This window comes from Streptomyces sp. NPDC018026, from assembly GCF_044327745.1.
GTDB classification, from domain to species: Bacteria; Actinomycetota; Actinomycetes; order Streptomycetales; family Streptomycetaceae; genus Streptomyces; species Streptomyces rubrogriseus.
Window position 1 is genome coordinate 17,074 of sequence record NZ_JBIRFY010000019.1, and the last position, 13,882, is coordinate 30,955.

17 protein-coding genes are annotated in these 13,882 nt (G+C 70.7%); 4 read left to right on the plus strand and 13 right to left on the minus strand.

The window, feature by feature from the left end:
• The first annotated feature begins 35 nt into the window (after positions 1-35).
• Positions 36-1,277, plus strand: a complete 1,242-nt coding sequence (serB, locus tag ACH4D3_RS36820; protein WP_398331779.1) for a phosphoserine phosphatase SerB — start codon at positions 36-38, stop codon at positions 1,275-1,277.
• Positions 1,278-1,350: 73 nt separating this feature from the next.
• Here serB and ACH4D3_RS36825 read toward each other — a convergent pair whose 3' ends face one another.
• The 4 genes from ACH4D3_RS36825 to ACH4D3_RS36840 all read right to left on the minus strand — a co-directional run bounded on the left by ACH4D3_RS36825 (position 1,351) and on the right by ACH4D3_RS36840 (position 3,925).
• Entirely contained in the window at positions 1,351-1,869 is a 519-nt protein-coding gene (locus ACH4D3_RS36825) for a SixA phosphatase family protein (protein ID WP_398331782.1), read from the minus strand.
• 92 nt (positions 1,870-1,961) lie between these two features.
• Complete coding sequence (locus tag ACH4D3_RS36830) at positions 1,962-2,168, minus strand: hypothetical protein (RefSeq protein WP_398331785.1); 207 nt, start codon at positions 2,166-2,168, stop codon at positions 1,962-1,964.
• 183 nt (positions 2,169-2,351) lie between these two features.
• A complete protein-coding gene (locus tag ACH4D3_RS36835; protein WP_011027990.1) occupies positions 2,352-2,468 on the minus strand; it encodes an SGM_5486 family transporter-associated protein in 117 nt (38 codons plus the stop codon).
• Between the two features lie 86 nt (positions 2,469-2,554).
• A complete protein-coding gene (locus ACH4D3_RS36840; protein ID WP_398331788.1) occupies positions 2,555-3,925 on the minus strand; it encodes a CynX/NimT family MFS transporter in 1,371 nt (456 codons plus the stop codon).
• 70 nt (positions 3,926-3,995) lie between these two features.
• Here ACH4D3_RS36840 and ACH4D3_RS36845 point away from each other — a divergent pair, with 70 nt between their 5' ends.
• Positions 3,996-4,688 (plus strand): FadR/GntR family transcriptional regulator, encoded by a 693-nt coding sequence (locus ACH4D3_RS36845; protein WP_398331791.1) that lies wholly within the window; start codon positions 3,996-3,998, stop codon positions 4,686-4,688.
• 108 nt (positions 4,689-4,796) lie between these two features.
• On the opposite strand, the gene fabI is transcribed toward ACH4D3_RS36845, so the two are convergent.
• From fabI to ACH4D3_RS36890, 9 genes are all read right to left on the minus strand, one after another.
• The gene (gene fabI / locus ACH4D3_RS36850) at positions 4,797-5,564 is read right to left on the minus strand and encodes an enoyl-ACP reductase FabI (RefSeq protein WP_398331794.1); all 768 of its coding nucleotides are present in this window, start codon (positions 5,562-5,564) and stop codon (positions 4,797-4,799) included.
• 5 nt (positions 5,565-5,569) lie between these two features.
• Entirely contained in the window at positions 5,570-6,274 is a 705-nt protein-coding gene (fabG, locus tag ACH4D3_RS36855; protein WP_398331797.1) for a 3-oxoacyl-[acyl-carrier-protein] reductase, read from the minus strand.
• 173 nt (positions 6,275-6,447) lie between these two features.
• On the minus strand, positions 6,448-6,834 hold the full coding sequence (locus ACH4D3_RS36860) for a type II toxin-antitoxin system VapC family toxin (protein WP_398332026.1): 387 nt from the start codon (positions 6,832-6,834) through the stop codon (positions 6,448-6,450).
• Between the two features lie 5 nt (positions 6,835-6,839).
• Entirely contained in the window at positions 6,840-7,124 is a 285-nt protein-coding gene (locus tag ACH4D3_RS36865) for a type II toxin-antitoxin system Phd/YefM family antitoxin (protein WP_381550969.1), read from the minus strand.
• 69 nt (positions 7,125-7,193) lie between these two features.
• Entirely contained in the window at positions 7,194-8,444 is a 1,251-nt protein-coding gene (locus ACH4D3_RS36870; protein WP_398331800.1) for an McrC family protein, read from the minus strand.
• A complete protein-coding gene (locus ACH4D3_RS36875) occupies positions 8,441-10,657 on the minus strand; it encodes an McrB family protein (protein ID WP_398331803.1) in 2,217 nt (738 codons plus the stop codon). The genes ACH4D3_RS36870 and ACH4D3_RS36875 overlap by 4 nt, the downstream gene beginning before the upstream one ends.
• A 46-nt stretch (positions 10,658-10,703) precedes the next feature.
• A complete protein-coding gene (locus tag ACH4D3_RS36880) occupies positions 10,704-11,618 on the minus strand; it encodes an AlpA family transcriptional regulator (RefSeq protein ID WP_164458553.1) in 915 nt (304 codons plus the stop codon).
• A gap of 114 nt (positions 11,619-11,732) precedes the next feature.
• Entirely contained in the window at positions 11,733-12,005 is a 273-nt protein-coding gene (locus ACH4D3_RS36885; protein ID WP_398331806.1) for a hypothetical protein, read from the minus strand.
• A gap of 139 nt (positions 12,006-12,144) precedes the next feature.
• Positions 12,145-12,618, minus strand: coding sequence for an ATP-binding protein (locus tag ACH4D3_RS36890; RefSeq protein WP_398331809.1), 474 nt, complete (start codon positions 12,616-12,618; stop codon positions 12,145-12,147).
• Between the two features lie 170 nt (positions 12,619-12,788).
• Between ACH4D3_RS36890 and ACH4D3_RS36895 the strand changes: the two genes are divergently transcribed.
• Together ACH4D3_RS36895 and ACH4D3_RS36900 are read left to right on the plus strand one after the other, a co-directional pair.
• Entirely contained in the window at positions 12,789-13,643 is an 855-nt protein-coding gene (locus ACH4D3_RS36895; protein ID WP_398331812.1) for a helix-turn-helix domain-containing protein, read from the plus strand.
• Entirely contained in the window at positions 13,640-13,840 is a 201-nt protein-coding gene (locus tag ACH4D3_RS36900; protein ID WP_398331815.1) for a DUF397 domain-containing protein, read from the plus strand. Before ACH4D3_RS36895 ends, ACH4D3_RS36900 begins: the two co-directional genes overlap by 4 nt.
• The last annotated feature ends 42 nt before the right edge of the window (positions 13,841-13,882 follow it).

The following is a 13,882-nucleotide window of genomic DNA, read 5'->3' on the forward strand; positions in this document are numbered from 1 at the left end:
GGGCGGCACGGGGTGCCGGATACGGTGGGAACACCATGAGCGCTTCGCAGACCTCTGACGTTCCCACTCTCCTCGTCAAGATCTTCGGCAAGGACCGGCCAGGCATCACGGCCGGCCTGTTCGACACTCTCGCCGCGTACTCGGTCGATGTCGTCGACATCGAGCAGGTCGTCACCCGTGGCCGGATCGTGCTGTGCGCGCTGGTGACCGAGCCGCCCCGTGGTCTGGAGGGCGATCTGCGGGCGACCGTCCACAGCTGGGCGGAGTCGCTGAAGCTTCAGGCGGAGATCATCTCCGGCATCGGCGACAACCGGCCGCGCGGATTCGGCCGCTCCCTGGTCACGGTGCTCGGGCACCCGCTCACCGCCGAGGCGACCGCCGCCATAGCGGCCCGGATCACCGAGTCCGGGAGCAACATCGACCGTATCTTCCGGCTGGCCAAGTACCCGGTGACCGCCGTCGAGTTCGCGGTCTCCGGCGTGGCGACCGAACCGCTGCGCACGGCGCTGGCCACCGAGGCCGCGGCGCTCGGCGTGGACATCGCGGTCGTCTCGGCGGGGCTGCACCGCCGGGCGCAGCGCCTGGTCGTGATGGACGTGGACTCCACGCTGATCCAGGACGAGGTCATCGAGCTGTTCGCCGCGCACGCCGGCTGCGAGGACGAGGTCGCCGAGGTGACGGCGGCCGCGATGCGCGGGGAGCTGGACTTCGAGCAGTCGCTGCACGCCCGTGTGGCCCTGCTGGCAGGTCTTGACGCCTCGGTGGTGGACAAGGTGCGTGCCGAGGTGCGGCTGACGCCGGGTGCCCGCACCCTGATCCGCACGCTGAAGCGGCTCGGCTACCAGGTGGGGGTCGTCTCCGGCGGCTTCACCCAGGTCACCGACGCCTTGCAGGAGCAGCTGGGGCTGGACTTCGCGCAGGCCAACACGCTGGAGATCGTCGACGGCAGGCTGACCGGACGGGTCACCGGGGAGATCGTGGACCGGGCGGGCAAGGCGCGGCTGCTGCGCCGGTTCGCCGCCGCGGCGGGCGTACCGCTGTCGCAGACCGTGGCGATCGGTGACGGTGCCAACGACCTGGACATGCTGAACGCGGCCGGGCTCGGGGTCGCCTTCAACGCCAAGCCGGTGGTGCGCGAGGCGGCGCACACCGCGGTGAACGTGCCCTTCCTCGACACGGTGCTCTATCTGCTCGGCATCACCCGCGAGGAGGTCGAGGCCGCGGACACGCTGGCCGACGATCTCGGCGACGGCCTCGGGGAGCCCCAGCAGGCCTGACCCCGCGGGCGCCCGGCACGCCGAGGGCCCGGACCGCGAGGGTGCCGGGCCCTGTCACGTGGCGGCGGGCGGGTCAGTCGGTCGGCGCCCAGTAGTCGACCAGGGAGGCCCGGCCGGGCTCCACGTCCTTCCAGGAACCCGTGAAGGTGAGGACGGCGAAGGCGGCGGTCGGGAAGCCCCGGCGGTCGATCCGCTCGCGGACCTCGTCCTCGGCCGAGCCGGCCAGGATCTCGGTCAGCGCCTCCATGCCCGGGTTGTGGCCGATCACCAGCACGTTCCGCAGGTCGTCGGGGGTCTCGTTGAGCACGGCGATCAGCTCGCCGGGCGAGGCCTCGTAGATCCGCTCCTCGTAGACGGTCTTCGGCCGGTGCGGGAACTCCTGGACGGCGAGCTTCCAGGTCTCGCGGGTCCGGGCCGAGGTGGAGCACAGGGCCTGGTCGAAGGGCACGCCGGTATCCGCGAGCCGGCGCCCGGCCTCCGCGGCGTCCATGCGGCCCCGGTCGGCGAGCGGCCGCTCGTGGTCGGTCACCTGTGGCCAGTCGGCTTTCGCATGCCGGAAGAGAACAATCCTGCGGGGTTCTGCGACGCTCATGTCATCCAGCTTCGCATGAAACAGGCCATGGGGCTCTGGGAGTTGACAGGCGGGCTCGCCGCGGGACGCGTGCGGGAGCCCGCGGTCGGCGCTCAGCGCACGGTCAGCTGCTCCAGGCGTTCCAGAAGGTGGGCCGTCGCGGGCTGCTCCGCGGCCGCCTGGGCGTCGACGGGATTGAGGATCAGCAGGAGCAGCGCGAGGAAGGCGAGCACGGGCAGGGCGAGGGCCCACCAGGGCAGCCGGGTGTCGGCGCCGCCCCGGGTCGCCCGGGGAGGCCGGGTGTGGGTATTGACCGACATGAGTGCCTCCGCTGGTCTTCGGGCGTCCCTGGTCCGTGCTCCGCGGCCCGCCGGTGGCGGGCACATCTCGAAGTTACGGAATCCGCGGGGCCCAACCCATCCGGAGGTCCACCCACTTGACCCTGACCCTCACCCCCTAGGGGATGGGGGGTTAACCCCACCATCCGGTCTCGGGAGGCGGGGTCACGGCGAGGCGATCGTCGCGATGATGCCGATGATCACGAAGATCGCGAGGAAGGCGCCGAAGACGATCAGCATCTTCTTCTGGCCGTGCTGGGGATTCGGGTCGAGGACTGGCATACGGCAAGTCTCGCATCCCCCGCGCGGTCCGCTCCCGGCGGGCCGCCCACAGGAACCCGCAGGGACCCGCGCGCCGCGCGGCCGGGTCAGCGGCCCGCCTCGTCCTCCACGGTGCGGTCGCGCCCCGCCAGGACGCCCACCACGATCTGCGGCACCATCAGCGCGCTCATCAGGGCGATCGGCAGCCCCCAGCCGCCGCTGTGCTGGTAGAGCACGCCCACCAGGAGCGGACCCGGGATGGAGATCAGGTAGCCGGTGCTCTGCGCGAAGGCGGACAGCTGGGCGACGCCGGCCCCGGTCCTGGCCCGCATCCCGACCATGGTCAGCGCCAGCGGGAAGGCGCAGTTGGAGACGCCGAGCAGCAGGGCCCAGGCCCAGGCGCCGCCGACCGGCGCGAAGTACAGACCGGCGTATCCGGCGAGCCCGCACACGCCCAGTACGACCACGATCGGACCCTGGTGGGGCAGGCGGGTCGCCACGCGCGGGATGACGAAGGCGAGCGGCACGCCCATCACCATGATCACGGCGAGCAGCAGCCCGGCGGTACCGGCGGAGACGCCCGAGTCCCGGAAGATCTGCGCCATCCACCCCATCGTGATGTAGGCGGCGGTGGCCTGGAGGCCGAAGAAGACGGCGAGCGCCCAGGCCGTGCGGCTGCGGGTGATCCGCAGCGGGGGCTGTTCCGCGGCCTTCTCGGCGGACCGCTCGCCCTCCGGCCGCGGCATGGACGGCGCCGTGGGGGCCGGCGCCTTCCGGTTCCGCACGAAGGGGATCCACGGCAGCACGGCCAGCGCGGGCAGCACGGCCCAGACGGCGAGGCCGGGCTGCCAGTGACCGCCCAGCGCGTCGGTCAGGGGCACGGTCGCCGCCGCGGCGACGGAGGTGCCGAAGGCGAGGGCCATCGAGTAGAGGCCGGTCATGGAACCGACGCGGTCGGGGAAGTAGCGCTTGACGATGACCGGCATCAGGACGTTGCTGACCGCGATGCCCATCAGCGCCAGGGCGGTGGCGGCCAGGAAGCCGCCGGTGCCGCCGGCGTACGGGCGGATCAGCAGGCCCGCCGTGATGGCAACCATGCCGGCGCAGACCACCGCGCCGGGTCCGAAGCGGCGGGCCAGCCGGGGGGCGGTGACCCCGAAGACGGCGAAGCAGAGCGGCGGCACGGAGGTGAGCAGTCCGGCGATGCTGCCGCTCATGCCGAGCCCGTCGCGTACCTCCTCCAGGAGGGCGCCCAGGCTCGTGATGGCGGGGCGCAGGTTCACCGCGGCCAGGACGATGGCGAGGATGAGCAGACGGGTCCTCCAGGTCGTCCACGCGCGCGTGGCGGACGCCTCGCCGGGTACCTCGGACGCACCGTCCCCGGCACGCCCCTGCGTGCGTGTCCCCGCGTGCGTCTCCGTACCTGCCTCCGTACGTGTCTTCGTACGTATCTCCGTCCGGGTTTCGTCACTAGCCATGAGACCCATCATAGAATCATGGGATGATTGATTGTCCACTCGCTCGTCCCCTCGTGTGCGAAGGTGAGCCATGCCGCTGAGCCATCCCCGTCGTTCGGCACTGTCCGAGCAGGTCATCACGGCGCTGCGGCAGCAGATCGCCTCGGGCGAGTGGCCGGTCGGCTCCCGCATCCCCACCGAGCCCGAGCTGGTCGAGCAGCTCGGCGTCGCCCGGAACACGGTCCGTGAGGCGGTCCGCGCGCTGGCCCACAACGGCCTGCTGGACATCCGCCAGGGCTCGGGCACCTACGTCGTGGCGACCAGCGAGCTGGCCGGCGTGATGCAGCGCCGCTTCGCCGACGCCGACCCCCGGCACATCGCCGAGCTGCGGTCCACGCTGGAGTCCGCCGCCGCGCGCCTGGCCGCCGAGCGGCGCACGGAGAAGGACCTCAAGCAGATCGACGGCCTGCTGCTGCGCCGGGAGGAGGCCTGGGAGTCGGGTGACGCGGAGGCGTTCGTGTCGGCGGACGCCACGTTCCACCTGGCGGTCGTGGCCGCCTCGCACAACAACGTGATGACGGCGATGTACGCGGACCTGGGCGAGGTGATGCGGGACTGGCTGCGTGGCGACGTGGGCGAGGGCATGTCCCCGGCCATGCACATGGACCACGCCCGGCTGGTGGACGCGATCCGCGCGGGCGACGCGGCGACGGCGGCCGAAGAGGCGGCGGCCTACCCGTTCGTGTGCCGGCCGGCGCTGTTCGCTCCGCCCGCGGACCACTGATCCGCGCCGCGGACCACTGATCCGCGCCGCTCCGGTGGCCGCACCCGCCGTAAGGACGCGAGGGCCCGCACCCCGTACGGGATGCGGGCCCTCGGGCGTGGCGTCCGCTCAGGCGCCGATGGCGTGCAGGCCGCCGTCGACGTGGATGATCTCGCCCGTGGTCTTCGGGAACCAGTCGCTCAGCAGCGCGACGATGCCGCGGCCGGCCGGCTCCGGGTCCTTCAGGTCCCACTCCAGCGGGGAACGGCTGTCCCACACGGCGGCCAGGTCACCGAACCCCGGGATGGACTTGGCGGCCATGGACCCGATCGGGCCCGCCGAGACCAGGTTGCAGCGGATGTTCTGCTTGCCCAGGTCACGGGCCATGTAGCGGCTGGTGGCCTCCAGCGCGGCCTTGGCCGGGCCCATCCAGTCGTACTGCGGCCAGGCGTACTGCGCGTCGAAGGTGAGGCCGACGACCGAACCGCCGTTCTGCATCAGCGGCAGGCAGGCCATGGTCAGCGACTTCAGGGAGTACGCCGAGACGTGCATGGCGGTGGCGACCGACTCGAACGGCGTGTTCAGGAAGTTGCCGCCGAGCGCGTCCTGCGGGGCGAACCCGATGGAGTGCACGACACCGTCGAGGCCGCCCAGCTCCTCGCCCACGACGTCGGCGAGCCGGGCGAGGTGCTCGTCGTTGGTGACGTCCAGCTCGATGACCTTGGTGGGCTTGGGCAGCTTCTTGGCGATGCGCTCGGTCAGCGTGGGCCGCGGGAAGGCGGTCAGGATGATCTCGGCACCCTGCTCCTGGGCCAGCTTGGCGGCGTGGAAGGCGATGGACGACTCCATCAGCACACCGGTGATCAGGACGCGCTTGCCCTCGAGGATTCCGCTCATGGTGATCAGTGACCCATTCCCAGTCCGCCGTCAACGGGAATGACGGCTCCAGTGATGTACGAGGCGTCGTCCGAGGCGAGGAACCGCACCGTCGCGGCGATCTCCTCGGGCCGCGCGTACCGCCCCAGCGGCACCTGCGACACGATGTTCGCCCGCTGCTCGTCGGTGAGCACCTTGGTCATGTCGGTGTCGACGAAGCCGGGCGCGACGACGTTGAAGGTGATGTTGCGCGACCCCAGCTCACGGGCGAGGGAGCGCGCGAAGCCGACCAGCCCTGCCTTGGACGCGGCGTAGTTCGCCTGGCCCGCGGAGCCGAGCAGCCCGACCACCGACGAGATGAGGACGACGCGGCCCTTCTTGGCGCGCAGCATGGCGCGGTTGGCGCGCTTGACGACGCGGAAGGTGCCGGTGAGGTTGGTCTCGACGACGGAGGTGAAGTCCTCCTCCGACATGCGCATCAGGAGCTGGTCCTTGGTGACCCCCGCGTTGGCGACCAGGATCTCGACGGGACCGTGCGTCTCCTCGATCTCCTTGTAGGCCTGCTCCACCTGCTCGGTGTCGGTGATGTCGCACTTGACGGCCAGGAAGCCCTCCGGGGGCTCACCCGAGCGGTACGTGATCGCGACCTTGTCGCCGGCGTCGGCGAAAGCGCGGGCGATGGCGAGGCCGATGCCCCGGTTTCCTCCGGTGACGAGAACCGAGCGGCTCATCGGATCACCCTTTCGATAGCTGTCTGGCGCACCCGCCCGGTCACCCGTACGGCGGACGGCGACAGCAGGCGGCTTCCTCGAAAATCTATCGGTCCCCCGACTCCGTCAGAGACTCGGGCACCCACAGTGGCTTACGGGGCTGTCTGTCGGGTCCCTACAGAACCGGTACCGCTTCAGCCTTCCGTGCCGGGCGCGTGGGCAGGCAGGCCCTCCGCGCGGGCGGTCTCCAGCATCCTTCGGTCGTAGGTCACCAGAGCAGTGAGGTCGTCCCGCAGCGAGAGTGCGCTGGCCACATGGATCGCGTCCAGCGTTCGCAGCCGCCCGACGAGCAACGCCGCGCCGTCACGTACCTCTCGGGTGAGGAGAATCTCCGTGACCCGGGCATCCAGATCATCCATCGCCTTCGGAAAGTGCCCTACGAGATCCAGGGTCCGTACGGTCTCCACGAAACCGAGTGTGCTGGTGGCGAGCGGCTCCGTGGCCCGCTGCTGCAAGAAGGCGTCCAGCTCGGCCCAGTGATCTCGGCGCGTCATCCACGTGACCAACGCGGACGTGTCCATGTAGATCAACGCTCGTCCTCTTCGCGCTCGGCCAGCAGGAGCGCCACGGGGTCGACGTCTTCCGGCACCTCGTAGTGCGGCATGCTATGGCGCTCGGCAGCGGTGACCGGCTTCAGTTTGATCCTCCCCTGAGCCACCAGGTGCGCGTACCGCTCCATGGGACTGCCGGCCGGAGACAGTATCGCGATCACGTTGCCGTGCCGGGTGACCTCGATGGCCTCGCCCTTCTCGACACGGGCGAAGACCGCGCTGGGGTTGTACGAGAACTCGCGTACGGAGATGGTGCTCATACCGCGCTCCCCTCACAGCAGCCAGGATGTGCGTACATGTCTCCGAGGGTACCTACATTCCGCAGGCCATCAGCCACTTCTCGCGGTGTCGACCGACTCGGCGAGCGCGTCGATGTCCGAGGCCAGGCTCCGCCAGGGGCGTGAGAGATCGACGACGTGTCGCCAGATCCTCAGCCGGTCCGCCCCCACCGGCACCTCCACGACGCTGGGTCTGCCGGAGGCGTAGACGAGGTGGCCCTCGGCGAGGCCGAGGCGTACGCAGTACGCGGTCATCTGGTACAGGTCGCCCCGCTGCGGTCTGGTCTTGAACTTGGCGTCGAGGACCACGGCCTGGCGCATCGCCCCATCGCGGGGCGACGGCAGGTAGTGCACGAGGTCGGGCTTGAGGACGTGTCTGCCCGCGACGTCCAGGGAGAAGTTCCGGTCCTGAGGTTCGGGCCTGCCCCCGATGCGCAGGCGCAGGGCTTCGCCGACCGCGCGGGCCAGGTAGGCCTCGAAAAGGCGCCACATGGTTACGAGCATCCCGTCGACGGCGATCTCGCGGCCGTCGCCGAGCTCGTAGGAGGCGCCGCGCAGGACAAGTTCGGCGAGGACGAGAGCGTGGGCGTAGCGGGCGTTGCGTCGGTCGGGGGTCCAGCTGGGCACTGGCACCCCGATGGGAAGGAGCCGGACTCCGTCGAGCCGGGCGGTGAGGCGCTGGAGGGCGGCGCGCGGGGCCGGGTCGAGGCCGGGCACCCGCAGGAGGCGGCGGGCGGCGGCGAGGAGGAGACGGTTCTCTGGTATGTCGGGCGTGTGGTCGTCGTAGGCGACTTCCAGAGGCACGGGGACGCCCGGTCTGCGGCGGATCTGGTCGGCGTGGCGGATGCGGCCCCGGACGACGGGCAGCGTGTCGTGCATCTCCCGGTAGTCGTGGAGGACGCCGTGCAGCAGGGCCCGTTCGGCGGCGGAGACGAAGGCGTGCGCGAGGGCCGGGAGAAGATCCGGGCGGGCGTCGGCGGTGACCGGGCGCGGATCGAAGTCGACGCGTTCGGGGGCGTAGGAGACAAGATGGAGGAGACGGTCGACCGGGACCTTGGGGGTGATCGTCAGCTGGAGGGTGCCGTCGCCCGTGCCGAGGCGTACGGAGCCGACGCGGTCCTTGGCCTTCAGACGCCACCGCGTGGCGGTCTCGGGGCGCAGGTGGACGAGGCCGTCGTGGGCGGCGAGGGTGGCGACCTCGGCAGGGGTGAGGTCCCAGGTGGTCCAGCCGCCGCCCTCCGAGAGCCGGATGCGGGCGGCGGTGTCACGGCAGTCCCGTGGCTGGGTGCGGCGGGGGTTCACGCGTCCTCGGAGCCGGAAGTCTCGTCCGGCGGAGGCATGATGCCGAGCTGCTCGCGCAGCTTGTCCAGCCCGTAGGTGAACTCCACGTCGGTGCCGTCGCCCCAGTGGTGCTCGGTGAGGAGCGGGATGATCTGCGTCTTCCACAGCCGTTCGAGGGCGCCATCACCCGTGTGAGCGAGGTCCTGCATGAAGTACGACGGGCCGACGCGGAAGGAGCGGTCGCCGGGGCTGCCGTCGGCGAGGAGGCGGTTGATCTCGTCGAGGAGGCGGGCGTGGGAGTCGTCGTACGAGTCGGGGTCCTCGCCCCGTTCCTCCGCCCGCCTGCTCAGCCAGGAGTCCAGCACTCCGGACACCGGCCGGCTGTCGGGGTGCAGTTCCATGAAGGAGAAGCGGCGGCGCATGGCCGCGTCCATGTAGGCCACCGAGCGGTCGACGGTGTTCATGGTGCCGAGGAGGTAGAGGTTGGGCGGGAGGCGGAAGCCCCGGCCGTCGTCGGAGCCGTACAGCAGGTGGACGCGCTCGTTGCGGTACTCCAGGAGGAAGTACAGCTCGCCGAAGATCTTGGCCAGGTGGCCGCGGTTGATCTCGTCGACGACCAGGACGAAGACCTCGGCCGGGCGGCGCTCCGCCTCATCGGCGAGCTTGCGCAGCGGGCCCCGGACGAGGTCGTAGGCGAGTCCGCCGCCCGTGCCGCCGTCCTGGCCGCCGCCCAGGCGCGGGCGGATGCCCTCGAAGAAGTCCTCGTAGGCGTAGGCGGGGTGGAACTGGACGAGGCGTACGTTCGTAGCGCTGGAGGCGCCGGCCAGATGGCGGGCGAGGGCGAGCGCCGTGTACGTCTTTCCGGTGCCGGGCGGCCCGTGGAAGATCAGCTGCGGGGTGGCGCGGAGGAGTTCGACGCAGTCCTGGAGCCAGGACGTGTCGGGCATGTGCAGCGCTTCGGCCAGCTCGTCGGTGGCGTCGGGCAGTACGGCCGGGCCGGTGGGCAGCTGGGCCGTGCGCGGCATGTCGCCGATCAGGGCGAGGACGGTCTCGGCGTACTCGGTGGCTTCCAGGACCTGGGAGTCCGCGTCCTGGACCACGCTGGAGAGGCCGGAGGGCAGGTCCTTGAGGAAGTCCAGGGGCTTGTGCAGGTTGCGCCAGTCGACGGGGCGTGCCAGCCGCTCGGCCCGGTGGGTCGCCGGGCCGCCGACCACTCCGACGTACGTCTCGAAGCCGTCGGTGGACAGCACGATGTCGCCCTTGCGCATGCGGTGGAGGAAGGCGTCCAGCTCCCGGGCGACGGCCTCACGGCGGGCCGTCGCGGTGGCGGGGAGGGCCGTTTCGACGGCTCTGCGGATGCTTTCCAGGTCGTGGACCCCGGCGGTCGGAGGCGGGAATCCCGGGTCGAGGGTGACCACCGAGTCGTCGCGCCACGGTCCCCGGACGAGGGGAACACCGGTGACGGCGTCCACGCCCCGGATGATCCAGAGCTGGCGGGGCGTCTCCTCGTCGTCCGCGGTCTCCGCGAGGCCGAGGGGCTGTTTGACGGCCCCCAGGGCCTCCCGGGCGGGCATCCACCGGTCGGGCCGGGCCCGGACGGTGTCCAGGCTGCTGCGTCCGGTGTCGAGGACGCCTTCCTCGCCGAGCAGGGCCTGCCACTGGTCGCGCTCGTGGGGCAGCAGGGGCAGTCCCGCTCCCGCCCGCCCGTCCTCGCCGAGCACCAGATACCAGCCCGGAGGCCGCGTTCCGCGCAGGACCGTACCCAGTACGTCGGGGTCGACGCCGAACTCCGCGGCGACCTCTTCCAGCACCACCCAGGACCCGCTGTCGGGGAGCTGTTCGAGCGCGGTCACCGCCAGGGAGACCTCGTGCTGCTGCCGCTCCCATTTGCGGTAGCGCCGGCCCGCCTCCAGGGAGAAGTCGACGGGGTCGGGAAGACGGTCGAGGGCGTCCGCGCCGATTCCGGTCAGCTGCCAGCGGCGCTGGGCCCGGTACAGCCAGCCCGCCCTGACGAGACTGCTCGCGTTCCGGTTCACATAGTTCTTGAAGCGTGCGTCGGTCAACGGCGGGGAGTCGTGCTCGGCCTGCGCCCAGGCGTCCCTCAGCCCCGGGTTCTCGGCGAGCACCCGTTCCCACAGTTCCCCGAAGACCATGCCGTCCTGGAGCGCGTTCCTCCGCAGGGCGGTGGCGGCGGCGTGCAGGGCCTGGGCGACGACGGTCGTGATGCTGGGCACGGCGTCCATTCTTCGCAGGGTACGGGGGTGACGGCCGTGGTCGGACTCAGTCCAGGCCGACCGGAGTGAGCGGCGGGACGGGGCTGTCGTCGGGGCCGTTCGTCTGGACGAGCAGGAGGTCACCGACCGTGGCGTCCCGGCTGAGACCGAGGGCGGAAACGGGAATCGCGCCCGGGGCGTGCGCCGTGCCGACCGGCTGGAGACACAGCTCGTCCTCCGCGCCCTGGAAGGCGAGGACCGCCCACACCTCGTCGTGACCGATCCGGGACACCACGCTGCTCAGCCGGTCGGTGAGGACCGCGCACACGACGGTGAGCCGTTGCCTCTCCGTCGCGGGTACAGGGAACGCGGCGATCCGCTCCAGCACGCCGGGCAGCGTCAACGTGCCCTCCAGCAGCCGCTGGACTGTCTCGCGCTCCTCCTCGCGGCCGTCGCCGGTGTCGGCGGCGGCGAAGCGGACCAGAGGGAGGCCGTCGTCCAGGGTGCGCTGCCATTTGGGCAGCAGGAAGTCGATGGTCAGTGCCTCTTCCCGGGTGGGCGGGCACACGTCGTCGCCCTCGCCGAACTGGGCGAGCCAGGCGTTCACGTCTCCCCAGCGCCACACCGGCGAGCGTCCGGCGACCCCCTCGGGTTCCGGGAAGGGCCGCTTGTCCTGCCGCCGCTCACCGCTCACCCACTGCTGGACGTTCTGCCGCGACCGCTCGACGCGCTCGGCGATGTCCGAGACCCCGACGAGATCGGGATCGACGCGCACCAGTCTCAGATCGGGCAGGGAGCTGCGCAGCCGTACGACGATGCGGTGGGCCGCGTCGATCGCGTTGACCCCGCTCTCGGAGACGTCCAGGAAGCGCCGGCCCCGGTGGCGGGTCAGCACTCCGTCGAACGTGTCGTGGACGATCTCGACAACCTTGTCGTCGTCGATCCCGATCCCGTCCACCACGAAGTTGAACTCATACTCCATGACGCCCCCAGCCCCCCATGCGTATGCCGGTCTGCGTTTCCCGGTATCTACTTCCGTGCCTCTCACTCCAGGAAACGCCCCCTGGAGCAAGCTTCGCCGACCTCGACGGTGTTGTCAATTGACAACGCCACCTCGGAGAGCCGCACGCGGGTCGTCCGGAGGCAGCGGGCACCACTTCGCCTTGCGGGCTATTCGACGGGCCTCCTGGCCGGGGTTCTTCGGAGTGCCGCCGACGCGGATCACCGTGCAGTGGTCCGGGCAGGGGCAGTACAGCGTGCCCCAGTGCGCCTCCGACGCCAGCCTCCACCCGTCGTCGACGAGTCGCTTGAGAACCGCTCGGACCTCCTTGCTCGGATGGTCCGCCGCAGCGATCTCACGTCCGACCACGCACGCCTCCACAAGCCGTCACCCGTCGCAGAGTTGACCGTCAACTCGAGCGGAGCGACAACCCTACCCGCCCCCACTGACACTGGCCGAAACCACAACTCGGGTGACACGACGGGACGTTGCGGAAGATGATCGTCAACTACGGTCGAACGGGACGCGGCCCGCCTGGAGCGCGGACCGCGCACTCGGCCCACACCGTCTTGCCCGGTCCGGACCGCCCCGCCACACCCCAGCGGTCGGCGACGGCCTCCACGAGGAGCAGCCCCCTCCCGCCGTCGCCGTCCACGGAGGGCTGCGCCGCCGACGCGGAGAGCTCCGGACGCCCCGGGTGAGTGTCGGACACCTCGACGCGGACGAGTCCTGCGGACCGGTCGTACGTGAGTCGCAGCTCGAAGTCGCGCCCCGGGACGCGACCGTGGAACATCGCGTTGGCGGCGAGTTCGGCCACGACGAGGGTGACGGCGTCGGAGACGGGACTGCCGTACGGCAGGTGCCACAGGTCGAGCCGGTGGGTGGCGAGTCTGCGGGCGAGGCGTGCGCCCCGGCGGGTGGCGGAGAACCGCTGGGCGAACACACTTACGGTTACGGCCTCTTGGGTCCGTGGTGCTGGCATGCGGCCAGCGTCGCGGGCCGTTCCCGACCGCCAACAGGGACGACGCCCATACAGGCGTGGCTGTATCGGTGCACACTCTGGACTGGGTGGGTAACTCCCCGTGACCCTGAGCGGGCGGAGCGGAGTTGTGCGGGGTATGGACAGGCGGCGGAAACGGGAGGCGGGCGGCGATGAGGACGGACAACGGCGGAGGCGGCGGCTCGAACGGCACGGAGGCCGAGCTCTCCGACAGCCTCAAGACCTTCGGCGCGGTCCTCAAGGCCCTGCGCGAGGAATCCGGGCTGACCCAGGAGGAGTTCGCCCTGCGGGTGCGGTATTCGGCAGCGTACGTGGCCAAGATCGAGCAGGGGAAGCGGTTCCCGCCGGCGGATCTGCCCTCGCGGGCGGAGGAGGTGTTGGGGGCGGTCGCGGTCAAGGTCCTGACTGCGGCGGCGAAGAGTCTGACACGGAGGGCGGGGCTGGCGTCGTGGTTCCGACAGTGGGCGGGCGTCGAGGAGGAGGCGATCTCCCTGTACGCGTATGAGTGCAGGGCGGTTCCGGGGTTGTTGCAGCCCGAGGAATACGCCCGGGCGGTGTTCGCACGACAGCTTCCGCCGTACACCGAGGAGCAGATCGACCATAAGGTGGCCGCACGGCTTGAGCGTCAGACGCTGGTGACTGAGCGGCCGAACACCGCCTTCACGTTCATCATCGAGCAAGCCATCCTGGAGCGAGGCGTCGGCGGCGCATCGGTTACCAGGGCTGTCATCGACCACCTGCTGAACATGGGCGACAGGACCAACGTCGAGATCCAGATCATGCCGCTCCACCAGCAGGACCACTGCGGAGTGGATGGCCAGCTATACATGGCCGAGACACCGGAGCACCAGTGGTTCGGCTACACCGAGGGACATAGGTCGAGCAGTCTGATCGCTGATCCCGGCGAGGTGAGTGTCCTCCATCAGCGCTATGGCAAGCTGCGTTCCCAAGCCTTGGACTGCCGGGCTACGGTGAACCTGCTGGAACGGATGCGAGGAGCGCTATGAGCACCACCACTGAGCTGAACTGGTTCAAGAGCAGCTACAGCGGCGGAGACGGGGACAACTGCGTCGAGGTCGCCGTGCGTCCCGGGGCGGTTCACATCCGCGACTCCAAGGACAAGAGCATCCAGCCTCTCGCTGTCACGCCGACCGCATGGACAGCGTTCACGGCACTCGCGGCCGAGGCGTCTGTGGACTGCTGAGTTCTCGTCGTAGGCGACGACAGCGGGCGGGTACGGGAGTTG

Bases quoted from the DNA above. Each gene is read 5' to 3' on its own strand.
- serB (WP_398331779.1), top strand. From the start codon at position 36: ATGAGCGCTTCGCAGACCTCTGACGTTCCCACTCTCCTCGTCAAGATC.
- ACH4D3_RS36825 (WP_398331782.1), bottom strand. From the start codon at position 1,869: ATGAGCGTCGCAGAACCCCGCAGGATTGTTCTCTTCCGGCATGCGAAA.
- ACH4D3_RS36830 (WP_398331785.1), bottom strand. From the start codon at position 2,168: ATGTCGGTCAATACCCACACCCGGCCTCCCCGGGCGACCCGGGGCGGC.
- ACH4D3_RS36835 (WP_011027990.1), bottom strand. From the start codon at position 2,468: ATGCCAGTCCTCGACCCGAATCCCCAGCACGGCCAGAAGAAGATGCTG.
- ACH4D3_RS36840 (WP_398331788.1), bottom strand. From the start codon at position 3,925: ATGGCTAGTGACGAAACCCGGACGGAGATACGTACGAAGACACGTACG.
- ACH4D3_RS36845 (WP_398331791.1), top strand. From the start codon at position 3,996: ATGCCGCTGAGCCATCCCCGTCGTTCGGCACTGTCCGAGCAGGTCATC.
- fabI (WP_398331794.1), bottom strand. From the start codon at position 5,564: ATGAGCGGAATCCTCGAGGGCAAGCGCGTCCTGATCACCGGTGTGCTG.
- fabG (WP_398331797.1), bottom strand. From the start codon at position 6,274: ATGAGCCGCTCGGTTCTCGTCACCGGAGGAAACCGGGGCATCGGCCTC.
- ACH4D3_RS36860 (WP_398332026.1), bottom strand. From the start codon at position 6,834: ATGGACACGTCCGCGTTGGTCACGTGGATGACGCGCCGAGATCACTGG.
- ACH4D3_RS36865 (WP_381550969.1), bottom strand. From the start codon at position 7,124: ATGAGCACCATCTCCGTACGCGAGTTCTCGTACAACCCCAGCGCGGTC.
- ACH4D3_RS36880 (WP_164458553.1), bottom strand. From the start codon at position 11,618: ATGGAGTATGAGTTCAACTTCGTGGTGGACGGGATCGGGATCGACGAC.
- ACH4D3_RS36890 (WP_398331809.1), bottom strand. From the start codon at position 12,618: ATGCCAGCACCACGGACCCAAGAGGCCGTAACCGTAAGTGTGTTCGCC.
- ACH4D3_RS36895 (WP_398331812.1), top strand. From the start codon at position 12,789: ATGAGGACGGACAACGGCGGAGGCGGCGGCTCGAACGGCACGGAGGCC.
- ACH4D3_RS36900 (WP_398331815.1), top strand. From the start codon at position 13,640: ATGAGCACCACCACTGAGCTGAACTGGTTCAAGAGCAGCTACAGCGGC.